Source organism: Planctopirus sp. SH287, assembly GCF_056500625.1.
The window spans coordinates 238,929-257,775 of the sequence record NZ_CM151403.1 but is presented as its reverse complement, the minus strand read 5'-3'; the positions used below and the strand labels follow the sequence as shown (position 1 = coordinate 257,775).

11 protein-coding genes are annotated in these 18,847 nt (G+C 54.7%); 7 read left to right on the top strand and 4 right to left on the bottom strand.

What is annotated here, in order from left to right; genetic code table 11:
• Window positions 1–35: 35 nt before the first annotated feature.
• From SH287x_RS00885 to SH287x_RS00875, 3 genes are all read left to right on the top strand, one after another.
• Window positions 36–3,533, top strand: coding sequence for a hypothetical protein (locus tag SH287x_RS00885; RefSeq protein WP_479516530.1), 3,498 nt, complete (start codon window positions 36–38; stop codon window positions 3,531–3,533).
• Window positions 3,534–3,804: 271 nt separating this feature from the next.
• Window positions 3,805–4,236, top strand: a complete 432-nt coding sequence (locus tag SH287x_RS00880; RefSeq protein ID WP_479516529.1) for an ExbD/TolR family protein — start codon at window positions 3,805–3,807, stop codon at window positions 4,234–4,236.
• A 132-nt stretch (window positions 4,237–4,368) separates the two neighbouring features.
• Window positions 4,369–6,666 (top strand): prenyltransferase/squalene oxidase repeat-containing protein, encoded by a 2,298-nt coding sequence (locus tag SH287x_RS00875; protein WP_479516528.1) that lies wholly within the window; start codon window positions 4,369–4,371, stop codon window positions 6,664–6,666.
• 24 nt (window positions 6,667–6,690) lie between these two features.
• On the opposite strand, the gene SH287x_RS00870 is transcribed toward SH287x_RS00875, so the two are convergent.
• Window positions 6,691–7,227, bottom strand: a complete 537-nt coding sequence (locus tag SH287x_RS00870; protein ID WP_479516527.1) for a hypothetical protein — start codon at window positions 7,225–7,227, stop codon at window positions 6,691–6,693.
• Window positions 7,220–7,897: an RNA polymerase sigma factor gene (locus tag SH287x_RS00865; protein WP_479516526.1), complete on the bottom strand. Its 678-nt coding sequence runs from the start codon at window positions 7,895–7,897 to the stop codon at window positions 7,220–7,222. Before SH287x_RS00865 ends, SH287x_RS00870 begins: the two co-directional genes overlap by 8 nt.
• Window positions 7,898–7,950: 53 nt before the next feature.
• Between SH287x_RS00865 and SH287x_RS00860 the strand changes: the two genes are divergently transcribed.
• Together SH287x_RS00860 and SH287x_RS00855 are read left to right on the top strand one after the other, a co-directional pair.
• The gene (locus SH287x_RS00860; protein WP_479516525.1) at window positions 7,951–8,115 is read left to right on the top strand and encodes a hypothetical protein; all 165 of its coding nucleotides are present in this window, start codon (window positions 7,951–7,953) and stop codon (window positions 8,113–8,115) included.
• A 159-nt stretch (window positions 8,116–8,274) separates the two neighbouring features.
• Window positions 8,275–11,955 carry a hypothetical protein gene (locus SH287x_RS00855; protein WP_479516524.1) on the top strand — a complete coding sequence of 1,227 codons (3,681 nt, stop codon included), beginning with the start codon at window positions 8,275–8,277 and terminating at the stop codon, window positions 11,953–11,955.
• A gap of 199 nt (window positions 11,956–12,154) precedes the next feature.
• On the opposite strand, the gene pyrE is transcribed toward SH287x_RS00855, so the two are convergent.
• Window positions 12,155–12,709 (bottom strand): orotate phosphoribosyltransferase, encoded by a 555-nt coding sequence (gene pyrE, locus SH287x_RS00850; protein WP_479516523.1) that lies wholly within the window; start codon window positions 12,707–12,709, stop codon window positions 12,155–12,157.
• A 560-nt stretch (window positions 12,710–13,269) separates the two neighbouring features.
• Here pyrE and SH287x_RS00845 point away from each other — a divergent pair.
• Window positions 13,270–14,139, top strand: a complete 870-nt coding sequence (locus tag SH287x_RS00845) for a GGDEF domain-containing protein (protein WP_479516522.1) — start codon at window positions 13,270–13,272, stop codon at window positions 14,137–14,139.
• 272 nt (window positions 14,140–14,411) lie between these two features.
• Here SH287x_RS00845 and SH287x_RS00840 read toward each other — a convergent pair whose 3' ends face one another.
• The gene (locus tag SH287x_RS00840) at window positions 14,412–16,004 is read right to left on the bottom strand and encodes a tetratricopeptide repeat protein (protein ID WP_479516521.1); all 1,593 of its coding nucleotides are present in this window, start codon (window positions 16,002–16,004) and stop codon (window positions 14,412–14,414) included.
• 1,247 nt (window positions 16,005–17,251) lie between these two features.
• Here SH287x_RS00840 and nusA point away from each other — a divergent pair.
• Window positions 17,252–18,652, top strand: a complete 1,401-nt coding sequence (nusA, locus tag SH287x_RS00835) for a transcription termination factor NusA (RefSeq protein ID WP_479516520.1) — start codon at window positions 17,252–17,254, stop codon at window positions 18,650–18,652.
• Window positions 18,653–18,847: the final 195 nt, after the last annotated feature.

Genomic DNA, 18,847 nt, shown 5'->3' with positions numbered 1-18,847 from the left:
AGGCTCATCAAGGTTCATTCGAGGGGCGAGACTCCGTGCCGGGTTTAAGTGTCGCTGCGGCCAATTCTCAGGAACAGGACTCTCCGGAAAGAAATCCTTCCGCATTCTCATCGGAAACGCGACCTCACCCAACGGATTGGACGGGCGGTGTAGAGGCCGCTATTCACCGCCTGGAACCACGGGCGTTTGTTGTGATGCCGCGGGTCTTGAGGCGTGTGATTCGTAGCGAGCTTGAACTTTCAAGCATCTGGCTGCACGTTCCCCATGCGGGGACTTATGCCATTCCCCGGGATCGATTGGTCTGGTTCGTCGCCAGAGACGAACTGGGGATCGAAATGGGCGAAAGTCTGCCCGATACGATTTTGCTGATTGCGCGTGAAGACCGCTATACCGGGGCCAGTATCGAACTGAAGCCGCAATTGTTCACGAGATACTGGAGGGCATTGTTTCATTGTCGGCTGGATCTGGAACTAAAAAAACTTCTCTCGCCAGCCTGTTTCTCGGAGTCCGAATTACGCTCGCGCATCGATCATATCGGCCAGACAGAATTTGATGAGATTCGAGGCGTCCTCAAGAGTGAAGGGCAACTCCTTTACCCTGAGAGTGCCCGGAATACTTATGCCGAGTTTGTCGCGATCTATCACGAACTCCGGTGTTTTGAACCAGAATTATTGAATCACTATTTTCCATCGCTGAAAGTTACTGACTCGCTCCACGAAATTCTTATCGAGTCATTGAGCCTTGATGAAATTCTGAAGCAGACTCGCCCGCCTGAACTGGATGAACTCACCGCGCCAACCGCTCTGGCCAAGAGCCTGCCCAGCGAGACTGATGACGATCTGATCACTCCGGGAAAGCGGTCAGCCATTCGCAGTCGCTGGCTGGCCAGAGCATCTGTAAAACCGGGCCTCCGCGGGAATGATGCCCGAGCGGCAATTCTCCTTGCAAACGCATTGGAGGCCGCACCACAGGATCAATCGGCTGATATCAATGGACAACTTCAACGACATCTCAGGCATCTGGCCGAACGACTGACAGAAGCCCTAGAACTGGATACAGCGGCTGTGGCCCGCTGGCAGAACGTATTAAATGCACTGGCCCAGGCCGCTTTCCGTAGCTATTGGAACACCTCAGCCCGTCTGCTATATGACCTGCAAAAAGTTTGCGTAGATGCTGAGCGGCAAACCTATCAGGTCAGCACCTGGCAATGGCTCTTTTCACTGGGGAAAAAGCCCCTTCGGATTCCATTGCCCAATCAGAAAGTGGTCTTGATATCCCGCCATCTGCGTTCGGCGATCGCACGTATCGGCGCGGCTCAGGTGAAACCCGAAATTCGTAGCGAGCTTTATCTCCTTCTCGAAGATGCCGCGCATGCCGCCGAGAGGCTTGCGCGCCGACAATTAAACCCTCTTATCGTCGAGGCACTGAAAAACTCCGGGCTTGTCAGTAGCAATTTTGTGGAGTCAATGGCTTTTAGTAAGGTTGTCGATGAGTTACTGGATCGCGTCGTCGAACGCGGCTTCTTTGGGCTGGGAGATGTCCGCGATGCCTTGTCGCGGAATGCCTTGAAGCTTCCTGACCTCTCCGGGGTTGGCGAATTCATCGGCGGCGATGCATTGCTGCGCACTGACCGTGCTTTAGAGGCCCCACTGGCCGGTGTCTATCAGCCTGGCCCCTTGTATTTACGAGCGTTTCAACGATTAAGTTCGTTAGCCTTTGGTGTCCCTTTAGGGAGGCTGTTTACCAAATTTGTGGCACTTCCTTATGGCGGTGCCTATGTGATTCTGGAAGGTCTTCAGCATCTGATCGGCCCGGTTTATGAATGGATCAGCGACCATAAACTTCATCTAGCAACGTTAGAAAGTATTCTGGTCTGCGGCACGTTTCTGCTGGCACTGATTCATGTCACCGCGTTTCGGCAACAGGTCTGGAATATTGTCGAAACCACTTGGAAATTCCTTCGTGGCGTGGCCTATGACATTCCCCACTGGTTGTTGAAGCAGCCTGTCGTTCAGGCGTTTTTACGCAGCCTGCCTGTCAAGATCATCCGTAGCTATCTATGGACACCCGCACTGGCCACCTGCGCCATCTGGCTGGCTGTCTGGGCCTGTGGCGAACTCCCGGCCAGATGGGGTTGGCTGGGTGGCGGAACTTTCATCATCTTATTGGCCCTGTTCAACTCGCGCATGGGCCGTGATACAGAAGAACTTGCTACAGAATGGGCTTCAGACGCCTGGCATCAGTTCCGTGTGAAGATCATTGTCGCGCTGATCACTTTCATTGTCGATCTCTTCCGGCGGATTATGGATCTGATCGAGCGTGTTCTATATACCGTTGATGAATGGTTACGATTTCGTTCGGGGGAAACAGCTCTCACATTAGGCTTCAAAGCTGTTCTGAGTGCGATCTGGAGCGTGCTGGCCTCGATTGTCAGGTTCTGTGTCACATTGCTCATTGAACCTCAGGTCAACCCGATCAAGCATTTTCCTGTCGTCACGGTTTCTCATAAACTGCTGATCCCGCTGGCCATCCCTTTAACGAAATGGAGTGCGCCACTTTTAACGCCATTCTTCTCGGCATTTATCGGCCATCGCTTCGGGCATTGGCTGGCCAATGCGTCAGGCACGATTGTGATTACCTGTATCCCTGGAGTTTTTGGATTTCTTGTCTGGGAACTGAAAGAAAACTGGCGGCTCTATAAAGCCAACCGACGGAAAGATGTCGGCCCCACAATCATTGGCCATCATGGCGAATCGATGCTGAGGCTGCTCAAGCCGGGCTTTCATTCGGGAACCATCCCCAAAATTTTTGCACGCCGCCGCAAAGCAGCACAATTGGAAAAGCCTGCTGATCGAATTCGCAAGCTGGCGCGAACCGACATGCAGTTGGAACAGGTCATGGAATCTGTTCGCCATTTTGTCGAACGCGACTTCCTGCAGTTGCTGGAAGCTTCACCAGAATGGATAGGGCCGATCCCTCGATTGGAACGCATCGAACTCTCGACGAACCGAGTTGTCGCCGTCATCGATCTCCCTGCGGTGCACGAAACCGTGGCCGAACTGGAGTTTGCCGAGCAATCCGGACTGATTGTGGCAGGTTGGCGGACAACCGGCTGGATCGATCATCTGGATGCTGCCCAGCGATCGGTCTTGCGCGCCGCCCTGCTCGGTTTTTACAAGGCGGGGGCGGTGGACATCATCCGCGAGCAGATTGAAGCCCGCTTGTGCCAGGGAAACCGGCGATACGATATTGGCCCAAGCGGGATTGTTCTCTGGCCAGATCCGGACTACCAGTCGGAAGTCACGTATTCACTCACCGAGCATCCTGTGATCTCTCCCTGGCCGAGGTCGATCGCTCGCTCTAATGGCCTTGAACCAATTCGTAGCGAAGAGTTGCTTTTCAGTGAGGTCACGCTGAAATGGGATGACTGGGTGACAGTCTGGTCGTTGTCCACGCCTCCTGGGGAATCTGATTCAGCGAACCGGTTGCTACCAATGATTGAAGTGTTTCCCCTCAAAAGACATGGAAAGTGAACAAGTATTCACGTGGATTCTTGTGCCTGATTCAGAAAGAACGATGAAACCGGCTGTCGCCCTGCTCTCCTCCGTTGGCAGGAAAGTGGTCAGTTGGCAGGAAAATGGATAGTATCAATTCCATCACCATGACAGGTTCATCTGTTGTATTCCGTTTCCTGTGATCGCTTTTCCGCCAGATCGTTCATTTGATTGTTTGGAATTGTCGATGGGATAAAGCTGGAAGAGAGTTTTTCCAGGATGCCAGCTCTTTCAGGCCCGGATGCCTGCAATGCCGCTTAAGACAGAACCCCTCGAAGAACCCAGTCTGAATCTGGCCTCGATGCTCGACATCGTGATGCTGCTGCTCATGTTTTTCATGGTTGGAACCCAGTTCAAAGAGCACGAAAAAGAATATAAGGTGCAGCTTCCGCTGGTTTCAGACGCGAAAGCTCTCAGCGGCCAGCCTGATGAACTCGTCGTGAATGTGTCGCGCGAGGGGGGGATTTTTGTCAATTCTCAGCCCAAAACGCTGGAAGAGCTGGAAGCGACACTCAAGGGAGCGATCGAAAACTTTCCCTCTCAGAACGTGATGATTCGGGGAGATGGTGCCGGGCCTTATCAACGTGTGATGGATGTCATGTCAGCAGCCAAACGTGCTGGAGTACGAAACATCTCTTTGGCGCACAAACCGGGAGTTGCTCCCCCAGAAACTTCACGATAATTCATCAGAAAGACGTATACCCGGGAACATTCGGGAAACATGGAGTGGAATTCATATTGAACGAAGCAACAACCGTTACATATTGAGCACAGGGCTGCGAAGCCCCATGGCAATGAGGGGCAATAGGGACGCATGCTTGAAGGATGGTTGGAATCCCTGGTCTGGCTAATTGATGGCGGGAGTGCTGAGACTCCCTGGCAGTGGATCGCAATCCGTCTGGCTCTTGTCTGTTGTTCGTTCTTGCTGGTCGTGCAGATCCTCTCGCTGTTGGCCACACGCTGGGGTGACCATAACGCCACGGGCAAATCGTTCCTGGCGTCACTGGTTTTGCATGTCTGGTTGGCCTTGGCCTGGGCCACCGCAGTTCAGAATTCTGTGGAATATGCAGGTGACCTGCGCGAACCAGAGATCCAATCACCTGGCCCGCCAATCAAACTGGCAGATGATGGCGACGAAAGCTCCGTCTCCTCCACAAACGCCAGCCTGTCCCACTTGATTCCCAACGAGTCGATCGCGGTCGAGCGGACGGAGCGGACGGAGCGGACGGCCTTGCCGGTGCCTCAAGCTTCTGATTTCCCCCAGCCTGAAAAAATCAGCCCCGAGAAACAGGCGGAAAGCCTGCTCCCTCAGGAGCTTCCCAAACCCGAGTTGGCTGCTCAGATGGCCCAAGTCCCGGAAGCGGTTTCTCCCCAGAATCGCCCCGTGTTCCCTTCAGTTCCCGTGGCCACCGCTCCTCTGGCGAACGAATTGCCCGCCGAGCGGCCGCTGGAAAACCCTCTGGCGGCCCGCACCCGGCAATCAATCGCAAGGACGAAATCCTCGCTCGATTCATCCGATGAACGCCCCCCCGCGTCAGGGGGAGCCGATCGGGCCGACGAGAAAATTCAACCGCTGGCTTCCCGGCTGGAACTTCCACTGGATTCAACCAGTTCAGAACCACAGCCCCAGGCATCAGTCGCTGAAAAGATGGTTCGCCGGACGGCTCCACTGGCAACCCCCGTACCCGCCATCACGCCGGGAGCTGACGGAGCAGGAACCGATCCCACTGTTCGCCCGGCTGTTCCCGCGCCTCCCCAATTTTCGCGGCAAACACCAATTCGTTCTGAACGTATGACAGAAGGATTACCGCGAGATGCCGTGCCTGGCTTGACGCCACCTCCCCCAGCCAGCAATTCAGAGAATCTCCTGGGGAACGATCCGCTGGCAGCATTACGTGTCTCGTCATCGGTCTCTTCAATGAACAACCTGGAGACACCCCCGCCTCTTCTCCCAGTTCGTCCCTCCGGCCCGATCGTGCAACGTCGGCCAGCCATCGCGATGAGTCCTCAGACCTATCAACTCCGCCGACTGGATCAACGGAAAGAGATCGCACTACAAAACGGAGGTTCGGAGGAAAGCGAGGCGGCTGTTGAACTCAGTCTGAAATGGCTGGCCACTCATCAGGAAGTCGATGGTTCCTGGAAATCGAGCCGTTGGGGCGGCGGATCAGTCAAGAGATCACCTGAAGACCCTCCCGATCTGCTGGATCGCAAAGGATCGGGATTAAATGCCGATACCGGTATCACCGGGTTGGCCCTGCTTTCGTTTCTGGGGGCAGGTTACACCCGCGAAGAAGGCCAGTATTCGCAGAATGTCAAAGACGCCATCGCCTGGTTAATGAGCCGACAACGGGAAGATGGCTATATGGGTGGCCAGGCCAACTACTACGACGGCATGTATTGCCACGGCATCGCCAGCTATGCGCTCGCTGAAGCCTGCGCGATGCAGGAAGACTCGCACAGTGATCGTGAATTACGTAACGCGGTAGCACGGGCCGCCGGGTTTACCGTGCAATTGCAGAACCGGGATGGTGGCTGGCGATACCGACAGGGAATGTCCGAAAGTGACATGAGCATGTTCGGCTGGCAGTTAATGGTACTCAAGTCTGCTGAAATCGCTGGCCTGGAAATCCCGCCAGAAACTCGCGCCGGAATGATTACATTTCTTAAAGAGCGCAGCCGGGGGACGCGCGGCGGATTGGCAGGCTATCGACGAAGCAGCCAGATGACTCCCGCCATGACAGCCGAAGCGTTATTTTGCAAGCAGATGTTCGGGATTGCTCCGACAAATGGGGCCAGTATCGAAGCGACGGCCTATCTACAAAATGCGTTGCCGCGGATGTCTCAGCCCAATGATTACTATTGGTACTACGGGACGCTGGCAATGTATCAACATGGGGGAGAACCCTGGGCTGACTGGAACAGCGCGATGCGGGAAACATTAATCCGTACTCAGCGGCAGTCAGGTCAAAACGCCGGCACCTGGGATCCGACTGACCCCTGGGGCGGGATCGGCGGGCGTATATACTCAACGGCCCTGTCAACACTCTGCCTGGAAGTTTATTACCGTTTCCTGCCGCTCTATCGAGTGAATGCAGTGCAGGGAGAATAACCCCTGTCCAACCGCTAGAGATCCCTATCGTTGCGGCGATGTCGCTGGCCAGGCCGATTGTGCCACAGCGGGTAGCGCATGAAGAATATCGTAGCGCAGTCGCTCCAGATTCTCGATGAGCACCTGCTCGGGAGTGGACGGAGTGTTCGTAACGAAACTCTGTGGCATGGGTGGTTTGGTTTTCACCGCCATGGCTCCTCGAACCACCGCTTCCAGTTCATACCAGGGGATTTCATAAGTCATTGCTAAAGAAATGACAGGTGAGATTAACAGCATCAACGCCACCACCAGGCTTTGCCCTGCGATTTGCTGCCGCACGATCTCATATTTCCTGCGCTCGGCGACCACCGCATGAGCGACTAACCGATCACGGATCACCGGATCGATTTCCGCTGGTTCCTGGCCTCGTCCTGCATGGGAGGTGACCTCTTTCGAGAAGAGGATGTTCAGTCCCTCTGACTCACCTTCAAGTTCAGTCTCCATGAGGTCAGGACTCATGAGACCAGAGAAGCCCAGTGCGCGAGCCACCAGTTGTTCGTCATCTTCAAATGAGTCAGGCATGAATGGCTTCTCCTTCGAGAGAACGAAGGAGATTGGCCAATTTGGAAATGGCGTAGCGATACCTGCTCGCCGATGTGTTCGAGCTTTCACAGGTAATGGCGGCAATTTCCTGGAACGTCATCCCTTCCCAGAATTTCAGGATAACAACCTCGGCCTGTTCAGGAGGAAGCGTGGCAAGAGCCGCCTGAATCAATTGCTTCTGCTCGGCATTTTCCAATGGATCAGCAGCGAGCAACGGCGGAGTCAGTTCCGCAAGAGCCACATCATGCAAAGGGATCGTCCGGTGGTGCCTGGCACGAAATCGGAAGGCTTCATTACGAACCATTCTCAGGAAATAAGCCCACGGATGCTCGGCAAGCTGGAGCACCTTTGGCTGCCGGGCCAGACGGGCCAAAGTCTGCTGAACAACATCTTCAGCATCCGCAGCGTGTTCTGTCAGGAACCGGGCATACCGCAAAGCACGGGGAGCCACGAGCGACACAATTTTCGACCATGCCTGCCACTGCCCATCGCCAATCAACTGTAAGGCGGCTGCAAGTTCCTGTTCCAACAGACTATTTTTCCCTCTGGCCTGATCTTGCGAACTCACGGCATCTTGCGAACTCACTGCCGGAGAAGTTGTCAGTTCGACCTGAGAAGACGCTTCTGGCGGCTGCGATGATGAGGACATACCCCGCTCCCAGTGAACCGTCGAGCGGATGCCGCAGGATGGTTAGACAATTGATGCTTGATCTGACGTGGTTCAACGCTGAAGTGACACAGGCCGCAGGGGACTCGATCAAGCGACCATTGGGAAATTTTCCGGGATTTTCCGCGCATCGTGGTCTGGAAACCTCCCTGTCGAAAGGAGCATCCATCAACCTCTGTTTGTCTATCGAAATCCCGTGAGTGGTGAAAAATCAAGAAAAAAAGCGAAATCCTTGATCCGCCCCCTGGAAGGATGGGTGAGATTTGACGAATGACAGGCAAGATACGGAAAATGGACTTCAAACCATCGGCAAAATCTGCTATTTCTGTCAAGTTGGAGAGACTTGAGGAGTTGCCGCCATGGCGGTTGCTGTGCGAGCTGACCCAGCCAGCGCAGCCCGAAAGTTGCCACGTGGACAGGGATCGTCAACGGTGCGTTATCGCTATCGCCATTTCATCGAGCGTGAGTTCTACGCGACCCGCAAGTGGTTGGGAGCGTCGTTTTTCCGTTGGTCTGACTGGTGGCGCAATGAGCTGGCACAGCTTGAACGCTACTTCCAGCAGCGCGGCGAGTGGTATGCCGTCGCTCTCGCCGGCTTTGTTGGCATTATCCTGACCACCTTATTATTGGCTGCTGCGCGAACGCCAACTCTGCCTGACGCCGTGATTGAATTACCGCAAGTTGAAATGCGGACTCCCCATCGACCTGAACCTCTCGTCGCAGAGGTTGATTCCACAATCCGACTGGCCCCCGCCATCGTACAGGCGAACTACCCTGCCGAGTTTCGCTTTGAAGGGCTGGTGCGGCAGCATGTCGCTCCCGTCGCGAGTTGGACAGCCACACCGACTGAAACAAACCTGGCTTTGCAGGTCGACTGGCTGCATGGGGTTCTGCCCGATGCCGTCATTCGAGCCATGGAATCAGCCCGGACAGAAGCCACCGGCAGCACCGATAACCGTCTCACGCCCGATCAGTGGCGACCGTTGCTCCGACTGGTGCAAGATGGCTGGAATCGCGCACAGCCGCTTCCTCCCAGTTTCGATCTGCAAAATGGGGCGAATGCGGTGCCGTACGCTGGCATTGGCGGGCGTCCCGTAACGAATGCGATGGATGATCTGACATCTGATGTTCCTCGCGCTTCCATTCCTCCCCGTGGTGAGGCATTTTTTGAAGTGGCATTGGAATCGTCGCGCCGCCCGGATTCAGCCAGTCTGGGAGAATCAACGATCAGTGTGCGAAATCTGTCTCAGGACACGTTGCCACTGATCGAGATCACGGAGCCTTTTTCCCGGATGCCGCTTGTTGTCGGTGCCTTCCCCGATGGCTACGTCGATCAACAGGGATTGAAGCGGTCGATCAGCCTCCTTCCCCCTGGGGAAACCGAACGATTGACAACGCGCTGGCACTCCAATCGGCAGATTGCGGGAGATCTGTTAGCCACTGACCTGGGACGATTCCCGCAGGGGGCCTCCAGCCGTGAAGTGTCTGTCAACCAGCCAGGAGGAACTGTCGTTCAGACGGTCGCAGAGATCAGTGCCGGAGCACTGGCGGGTTCGAGAACGGTTGTGGCACCACCCCGAAAGAATGCCGGGCTGTCGATTGAATTGGCCAGCAGCAATCAGATTGTTCAGGGCAAGAACCTCAAAATGAGTATCCGTGTGCAGAACACGGGTGAGGTGCCACTTGATAACGTGCGGATTCTGGCCGACCTGTCACCGGAACTCGCTCACTTTTACGGCAACGCCGTCGAGTATGAAGTGGGGTCGTTGAACCTGAGGCAAGAGCATGCCACCGTCTTCATTATTGAAGGAAAGAACCTGGGATCCGGGAAGGCGATCCTGCGGGCCGTGTCTCCCAATGCTCCCGTAGCGATGCAAGTTTCGGAACTGCTGGTCACTGATGGCGTCAGCTTGGCGCCTGTCAATCAATTTCCACCTGTCAATCCACCGCTCAATAACTCCCCTCTCAATAATTTGCCACCAGGTAACACGCGCGACCCACGCGATTCCCGCGAGAGTCGACCACCGCTTCCTGCTCGCGATGAGACAAACGCGTGGCCATCTGAGCCACCGGTGAGAACGCCCGAACGAAGACCAACCTCATTGGATCCACTCAACCAGCCAGTTCCCCGACAAAATCCCTTACCAGAAAGACCACTGCCGGAAAGACCGCGACCTTCTGGTAATAATGATCCCTTTGGAAATGAGCCATCGGACTTCATGCCTGTTCGGCCACGTGAACCATTGCCTCCAACGACTCCGAATCGTCCGCCCGTCGATAGTCGCTCGTTACCTGACAATTCTTCGATGAATCGTGACAGCGATTTCGGGCCAGCGCCGGAGGAATTAAACACTTTGCCCGCTCAGCGAATCCCCGCTTCACCAGAAAGACCACTCCCTGATAGGCCACTGCCAGAAAGACCTCTCCCAGAAAGACCACTGCCAAACAATTCGGGATTTGATCCGCTGGAACCACGATCAAGAGAACCACTTCCGCGCGATCCTGTTTCAACAGAAACCCAGATCCCCGCTCGCAGGCCGCTGCCGCCCATAAGGGAGACGGCCCCGCGACCCGAGTTGAGGGAGACCGCTCCTTTGCCAGCACGTCGACCGCCCGTCGGGACACGCCTCCCTGACGAGTTGGATGATCCCTTTGGCCCGGTTCCCAGCCAGCTTCCGACCACACCACGCGATCTGGTGACACCACGAGATCCAATCGTTCCGTCCACCACACCATCTCGAAGTGCTCCAGCCATAGATCGGGAAGACACGGGTTTTGGCCCGGTTCCTGGCGATCTCCTGAATACGGCTCCACCATCAAGAAGCATGAATGAACGGGACAGGCTGCAGCCCACTCCAGCTAATGGCGTTGATCCGCTCGACGCTTTGGGGCCGCTCCCTCTGGATTCTCAGGGAGATCGTCGTCGTACGGTTCCGCCGCTGGATAACGCTTTCCCCGCCGAAGGAAATCCATCAGCCAGACCACCGGTGAGTACTCAACCAGCCCCAATACGAACTCCGTCTCGTCCTTCGGCTGATCCTCTGGACGACGCCTTCCCCGATTTCCCAGCGTCTCGGCCAGCCGCAAATCCGTTGCCATCTCCGCGGCCAGCCCCGCTTTCCACTGAAGACCCCTTCCCGGCCAGCACACCGCCACCCGCTCGTTCGGAGTGGAATCCCACAATGCCGCGTTCTGCTCCCGCCTCAGCACCGGTGAATGATTCGTTCAATTTGCCTCCAGCAGGAAATTCATCTCGTGGTGGCACTCTGGACGCCGGTGATCCGGGGAGAAGCCGGAACTCTGGTCAGCGTCCGTTGGCAACAGAACCTGACCCTTTTGATGGGGCGTTTGATCCCCTTGATCTACTGGAGAACGCCAGCCCTGACAAATCGCTCTCCGACAAACTGCCCCCTGCTAAATTACCTCCTGTGAACTCTTTTCCAACTGACTCAACGCGTGAAGACAAAACCCGGCCAGGTGTGGGGGGCAATCCCACGCTGCTACCGTCGGACTCTCCAAGAACACGTCCTCTTCCTGCATTGCCGACAGAAATTCCCGACGATTTCCCAGCTTTCAGCCCGGCGGCCAATCCAGAAAGGCCTGGAACAACTCCTGCACGAGGGCCAGCTTCGCGATTGGAAACAGTCCCTCCTGTGCTTCCACTGGATCTTGATGATCCCTTCGCTCCCTCAGGTGTTGGGTTACCCTCCCCTTCCATGAATCGTCCGGCAGGAACACCGTCCCCGACGCGCGAGCGTGAAGCACCGCTTCCCAAAAGAGAAGATCCCAAGCGAAGTGACCCTCTGGATCCCTTCCCTGAGGGGGACAATATTATTCACAAACAGCGGATTCCCGGTCGACAGATCCCTGTGCCTGAATCTCCCAATATTCCTATTGCGAGAAACAGCCATGATTCACCGAGGGTCAATACGAGCCGATCCCCAGGGGCCGTCCGGGTGGCTCCCGTGTCGTCCAGCCGGGTGACAACACCGCCAACAGGACACATCATTCCCACTCACAATGCCCCCGGCGCCCGTTGATCAAGAACTTGATCGATGTCGAACAGCCTGGCAGGCCTGCTGCTTTGGGGGGAAGAGTCTGTCCAAGAATCCTCCCTCTCCCGCCAGCGAGAAGGCCGGGGTGAGGGGTATTGAGTCTTCCGTCTTTTGATAGCTATCGATAACACTTCGTCGTTTTCAACGCGCCATTTCAAGTGGCGAGCTGTCTCAGGCGATGGCCTTAAGCGGCGGGTGGTTCAATGCCAAAATCTTCAATCGAAAGCAGGCTTTTGAAAGGGAGGTTTCTCGCAGCAAAGTTAGCGGCTCCTCCTTCTTTGCGATCAACGACGCCCACAACCTGAATAATCTCCAGGCCAAATTCGATCGAGCGATCCACGGAGAGCAACGCACTGCCACCGGTGGTGACAACATCATCGACAATGACGACTTTCATGCCGGGCACCACAGGGCCTTCCAGATACTTCTGAGTCCCATGCCCTTTGGATTCTTTTCGCACAAGAAACCCGGCCAGGTCTCTTCCCCGGCGGGCAGCCTCAGTCAGTACGCCACCCACAATGGGGTCAGCCCCCAGCGACATCCCACCGAAGGCGTCAAACTCAAGGCCATCCAAAAGATCCAGCAACCCTTCGCTCAGAAGCTTCAGTCCTTCCGAGTGCAACGTAATCTGCTTCCCATCGAGGTAGTACTTCGACTTCTTACCCGAGGCGAGAGTGAAATCACCAAACTTCAATGCTCGTTGGTGGAAAAGCTCAATCAGGCGAGGGCGATCGTACATCGTGTGGCAAAGCCTCTAAAAACATCGCGACAACAGATTTTAGTAAGAGCCGATAGTCCACCCAGAAGTCTGACTGAGAACCCGCCCTTAGGCCACCTTCTCCCATAAGGGGAGATGGATTTGAATGTTCTCAGACTGACCGCTCGTGGAGTTGGTCATCTGATGGGACATGTTAAGCAATGGGCCTCAAGCAGGCCAACGAACGTGAAGACAAGTTCAATCACTTGCCGGGCACGAGAGATCAGAATGCTCTCCATTAAGAAAAAAAGACTAACAAAAAAGCAGACAGAGAACCTGTGTTCAGAAACCGTGAGCCTGCGAGAAAGATTCCGGCTGCACTAATCCCTGAAACCCCTTTAATCGTCAGCCCGCCCAGTTGTGACACCTCATTTGAGAGAACCGATCCCATCGGGTGTAAGGATCGTGAGGCATGCTTGCTTCTGTATAACTGCGGAGAACGTGTCGACACGGTCATTTACAGGGGATATCCCACTGACTCGACAGTGACTTTTGATGGTTCTTCGCTCACCAGCAGGGTGGCTGGCGAGGGGGGAATGTCTATGTTTGACACATTCAATGGCCAATGGCTGTTCGTCACCGCGATCCTGGCGGGAGTGATGGCCTTACTCATTTGCGGCGGAACAGGCTTCCTGCTGGGGTTATGGTTAGGCCCCTGGTGGCAGCGTCGGCAGTTTGAGCGGGCGCTGAAAGACGCAGCCCTCTGGCAAAACCGGTTGCTGATCGAGTTGGAGCGGGCTGAGGCCAACTGCCAACAGGCTTTAGGAAGATCGTCCCAGCCCTTCCCCATCGATCGACAAAGTCGTCTGGAGCGGGTTTTGCACCAATTGACGACGGCCCTGGAAACACTCTCTTCCCGACGTGCTGCCGGCAAACAGAACTTCGGCAGTTCGCACATCTTCCGTTTTGATTGGGTCAAGGGGGGAGAGAATACGATCTCTGGCCTGCCTGACAGAGAGGCTTTTGATCAAAATCTGGTTGGTTTATTGAACGCGACCGAGATTGCCGGAACGACCAGCAGCCTGATTCTGTGGAAAATGGATCGATACGATTCGTGCGTGACACGTTATGGCCAGGAGGCGGTCAACAAGCTTTGGTTACGCCTGGTGGCCATGGTGATTCGAGCTTCCCGAGATGAAGATCTGGTGTGTCAGATCGAGCGGGACACATTGGCGATTCTTCAACCCAATCTGCCTTCGTCCGTGTCTTGGAACCGGGCCGAGTCGCTGAGAGAATCCATCCGTTCCCATCGTTTTCTGTTGGAAGAAACGTCCCAGGAAGTGATTGTCACCGCGTCAGCCGGGTTCACCTCCAGCCAGCCGGAGGATCTCGGTGATGACATTCAGGCGAGAGCACTCAGGGCGTTATCCCGTGCGGAAATGCAAGGGCGTAATCGTCTCGAAGCGGAGTAACAGGCGATGCCCTGCGAACGATCCGTCATAGCGAACAAAGATTTACGACAGAGTGATACGCATTCCCATTTGAAATAGCGCTCGGTGTTCCATGCCTGCATCTTTGGGGGGGGCAAGCATGTTTTTGCGATCATCAACGCGCTATTTCAAGTTGCGATTCGTATCACGACTGCATTGTCAAATGCTTAAAAGCAGGGTTGAACAGGTCGTCAAGTCCGACATCAGAGGACTTGACGACTTATGAAACCCCAGGATAGAGCCGTGACAGGGCACTACTGGGCAAACTTGCCAAGCATGAAGGCGGCTCCGCGATAAGCCGAGAGATGCCGGGCTTTTGTGGCCAGGGCCTGCTCAAAAAACTGGTTGGCACCGGCTGTATTGCCTGCTCGTAATCTCTGCTGACCAATGAAGTAATAGGCTTCACAGAACTGAGCATTTCGCAAGTCGAGATCGTTCCTTTCTGCCGCGTTGAAGAGATCCTGCTCTGTGATCTTCCCTGCAAGAAAGAGAACCAGTTGATCCATCCAGTCTCGCTTGTCGACTGGTTTTGTCAGGCTGTCGGAGAAGGTTGCCGCTGCGGCTCCTTCTTGCCCGGAAAAGGCCATGGAAAGATACCGCCATGGGTTCAGATAACGGAGATTCGGGTCTTCCAGGACCGCGTTATTGAACGATGAAAGAGCACTTGGGTAATCCTTAGCAAAGAACTTGTTAAACCCGACGTCAGCCATGGCAATCGGATTTTTCGGCGAGAGCTTCAAAGCTTCATTGTAATCAACGAGAGCTTCGTTCAGCTTGCCTTGCTGCAACTTGGCGGCTGCTCGCAGGCTGTAAAGTCCGGGCTGCTGAGGATTCAGACGCAGTGACTCGTTAAAGTCGGCGATGGCGGCTGTGGGATTTTCACCATCGTTCAAATTAGTGAATCCCCGGTTGGTATAAGCCACATAGAACTTGGGATCGATCTGGATCGCACGCGAGAAATCAGCAATCGCTTCACGAGGCTTGCGGTTCTGTTGATAGAACATTCCCCGATTATTGAAGACCAGCGGATTGTTTGGGAACACTCGCGTTGTGTTCGAGAAGGCGGCTTCCGCCTCAGCCAGCTTCCGGGTTTCTGCATAGGCACCTGCCAAAGCGACATGAGCACCCAGGTGTTGAGGGCTGGATTGAAGGGCACCCAGATAAGCCGCAATCGCCTGGTCATAACTCTTCAGGTACAGCAGAGCACCGGCCTTCTGATACTGAAGATTTGCCCGTTCTTCCGGCTTGAGACTCGGGCGGGCCAGCACACTGTCAGCAAACTTGACAACCACCTCGGCATGCTCTTTTTTCTCTTCCAGATTAGCGAGAGAAGTCATGCCGTAGAGATAAGGGAGATAATAATTAATCTTATCGGTACCACCCAGCTTCAAGGCGGTACGGGAGTCTTCGATTCCGCTGCGAATCAAATCCAGATTCTGCTGCTGAATTCCCAACTCGACTCGCGCTGACCCCCGCAAATAGATCGCAATGTCATTGTTTGGATTGCGGGCCAGCATGGCCTCGGCGAGTTGAAGGGCCTTGTTGAAGTCGCCTCGTTGATAGGCCGCTTCTGTTTCGGCTTGCATCGGATCAGCGGGAGCGGGTGTTGCGTTAGAAAAACTTCCCGGCTCCTGTGACGGGTTTTGGGGACGGCTTGCCCCTGGACGGAATAACTGTGCCTGGGCAACGCGTGGCTCGCTGAGTGAAAACGAGGCAAGAAATTCATCCACCGTCCCACTTTCCGTCAGGCAGACGAAAGCCAGCACAGCCAGCCGGCGAGGCGATGCCCCCAAACTGCCGGAGATCGTCGTGATCAATGAGCACATGGAGTGTTGGAAAGTGAACATAAGAAAACTCGCTCCTGAGTTGTCAAAAATGCCATCGTGGCGGTTGGTATTCGAGTTGATTGAGTTTGTACAGGCTTCGCGCTTTCAGAAGAGAGGGACGCCAGTGAACACCCGTCGTCTTCAGGTTAAAGCGAGATCATTGTGTGATGATGCGTTCAGTCTTGGTGGTTTGTTATCGCGAAATCTGAGTCCAGGCAATTGCAATCACAATCATTCAGGGCCGCAGATTATTTCCCGCCAATGTCTTGGAGTCATGAGGCGCAATTGTGGGTCAGTTGTAAGGGTTAAAGGAGGTTAACTCACCAAGGGCTGTCCATATGAAATCGTGGCCAATTCCTGGGTTTGCAGTCAATGGGAGAGGGTAACACGGGCCGCAATTTCGATAGAGATTCTTTAAGGTATTCCCATGTTCTACCTGAATTCTTTGAGAGCGGCGTCCGCAAATCCCCATTAAAACCCGCACATACCGCATCCATCCTTTTCTCTCTGTTGTCTTTATTCTTGTTTTTTTGTGTAAAACGAACACTTGCAACAAGTGAGAAGCCCGCCACCTCTTTATCAGGGAGCTGCTGGAAAACGGCGGATGTCGATGAAATGAGAGCCAGTGCAAAGAATGGCAGATTCGTGCACAGGGGATGGTCGCAGCAGCTTGACACCCTGCTGTGACACATGTACTTTCACTAGAGAAGGATGTTCTGTGTTAATTGGTCTATGCTAGGCGCCAAGTGGAATCACTGGGTGCTGCCGTAGACTGCTGACATTCTGCGGAGGCGATCATGGCTGGTGTTGGTGTGCATCGATGGTGAGTTTCGACTTTCCATCGCTGGTTTTCGCCGTGCTGCCTGTCACTCTCTTCTAGGTACCTGCTTTGCGCGGGCCGCGGATGAGAGCGGCTCGCGACATTTCGACCCAATGCAGCCTGTGCTGCCGCAGAAAGTAGGGCATTCCCTGCTTTTTTTGTTTTAGGCCCCTCCTTTGGGGGTTGGTGTAGAGGTCATTGCTTCAGGGCAATTTCCTGTGCAAGGGTTCGCAGGTTTTCTTTCATTACTGACTGAGGTCAGCCATTGCTCTCTTTGGCATGTTAAAGAGTTCTCTTTGGCCTGACCAAGATGGTGATTCCCGAAGGAAAACAGTCCCTTTGTCCAGGAAGCATCGGTTGCGGAAATTGGTGGTGCCACTGTGGCCATCGCCTGAGGTTCCGGACGATTCGGCTTGCCGGAAGTTAATGAGTTCAGAAGAGGATAGTAATGAACGGCAACGAAGTGCTGCGGATCGTGGATTCGATCCATCGCGATAAGAGCATTGACAAGGAAATTGTCTTTGAAGGGGTGGAGCAAGCCATTCTTTCGGCCGCGCGCAAGCACTTTGGTGAAGAAGAATTGGTTGAAGTGCGGATTGATCGCAATAGCGGTCAACCTCAGGTGAAGACCAACGGCCGTGACATTGACCGCGATGAGCTGGGCGACATTCTTGGTCGCATTTCAGCCCAAACCGCCAAGCAGGTCATGATTCAGAAAATCCGTGAAGCAGAACGCGACACGTTGTTCGATGAATTCGCTCAATTGCGCAGCCAGATTGTTTCAGGCACAGTCACCCGAAACGAAGGCAGCGCAATTACCGTTAATATCGGCAAGGCTGAGGCCATTTTGCCTCGGAGCGAGATGATTCCCGGCGAGTCTCACCGCCCGAATGAGCGGATTCGTGCCGTGATCTTAGAAGTCAAAAAGATGGGGCCTCGCGTTCGCGTGGTGCTTTCGCGTGCCCATCCCGATTTTGTCCGCCGTCTGCTTGAGCTGGAAATTCCGGAAGTCAGTGAGCGAATTATTGAAATCCGTTCACTCGCTCGCGAAGCAGGCTATCGGACGAAAGTCGCGGTCTCGTGTATCGACACTAACATCGACCCTGTCGGCGCTTGCGTCGGGGTACGTGGCGCCCGTATCCGCAATGTGGGCGAGGAATTGGGTGGCGAGCGGATTGAAGTTGTCCGCTGGAATGATTCGCTCCAGGTTCTTGTTCCCAACGCCATGCAGCCTGCGGAAGTTGAAGACGTGATTCTCTGCCCAATGCTCGGTCGCGTGCTGGTGCTGGTACGTGACGATCAATTGTCGCTCGCAATCGGCAAACGTGGCCAGAATGTTCGCCTGGCCTCCAAGCTGGTGGGTTGGGATATTGATGTCATGACCCGCGAAGAGTTGGATCAGCAGCTTGATCAGGCTGTCGTTGCTTACTCACAGATTCCCGGCGTCACAGAAGAATTGGCAGAAGGATTGGTTTCTCAGGGCTTTCTCAGCTTTGAAGACCTTTCGGTCATTGAACCCGATCAGCTGATGGAAATGGGTTCATTGACGCAAGAACAGGCAGACGTGATCGTCGAGTATGCAGAGGCTGAAAGCGAACGCCTGGAAAAAGAACAGGATGTCCGCCGCGCTGCAGAAAAGGCAGATCGGCAAGTCCAGGATCGCGAGCAGCGCCGGCAAGACGAGCTTTCGAGAACAGCTGCACCGGCCAGCAAGCCTGCCAGTCCAGTGGCTGATCTCCCTGCGGCAGACAATCATGTCGTAGAGAACACGGTGGTGGACAAAACAACGACAGGCAATACTGCTGCTGTTGATGTTTCTGGTCAAGGCGAAGGGGAAGCGGCAAACTGAACATAACTCCCCCGATGTCAGCAGGTTGGTAGATCTCTCGAATCCCTGGCCTGTTGAAATGGACTATTAAAATGCTGTGAGTGGACGACGATTTCATCCAGGTGGCTCCTCAAACTGTTGCGGATCTGTCTGGTTCAAAGGGTGACTGGTTCCTGAGGCAGTGGGAAAACAACCCTCGATTTTGAACAGAGGAAT

Bases quoted from the DNA above. Each gene is read 5' to 3' on its own strand.
- SH287x_RS00840 (WP_479516521.1), bottom strand. From the start codon at position 16,004: ATGTTCACTTTCCAACACTCCATGTGCTCATTGATCACGACGATCTCC.
- nusA (WP_479516520.1), top strand. From the start codon at position 17,252: ATGAACGGCAACGAAGTGCTGCGGATCGTGGATTCGATCCATCGCGAT.
- SH287x_RS00870 (WP_479516527.1), bottom strand. From the start codon at position 7,227: ATGCCTGACTCATTTGAAGATGACGAACAACTGGTGGCTCGCGCACTG.
- SH287x_RS00860 (WP_479516525.1), top strand. From the start codon at position 7,951: ATGCTTGATCTGACGTGGTTCAACGCTGAAGTGACACAGGCCGCAGGG.
- SH287x_RS00875 (WP_479516528.1), top strand. From the start codon at position 4,369: ATGCTTGAAGGATGGTTGGAATCCCTGGTCTGGCTAATTGATGGCGGG.
- pyrE (WP_479516523.1), bottom strand. From the start codon at position 12,709: ATGTACGATCGCCCTCGCCTGATTGAGCTTTTCCACCAACGAGCATTG.
- SH287x_RS00865 (WP_479516526.1), bottom strand. From the start codon at position 7,897: ATGTCCTCATCATCGCAGCCGCCAGAAGCGTCTTCTCAGGTCGAACTG.
- SH287x_RS00880 (WP_479516529.1), top strand. From the start codon at position 3,805: ATGCCGCTTAAGACAGAACCCCTCGAAGAACCCAGTCTGAATCTGGCC.
- SH287x_RS00855 (WP_479516524.1), top strand. From the start codon at position 8,275: ATGGCGGTTGCTGTGCGAGCTGACCCAGCCAGCGCAGCCCGAAAGTTG.
- SH287x_RS00845 (WP_479516522.1), top strand. From the start codon at position 13,270: ATGTTTGACACATTCAATGGCCAATGGCTGTTCGTCACCGCGATCCTG.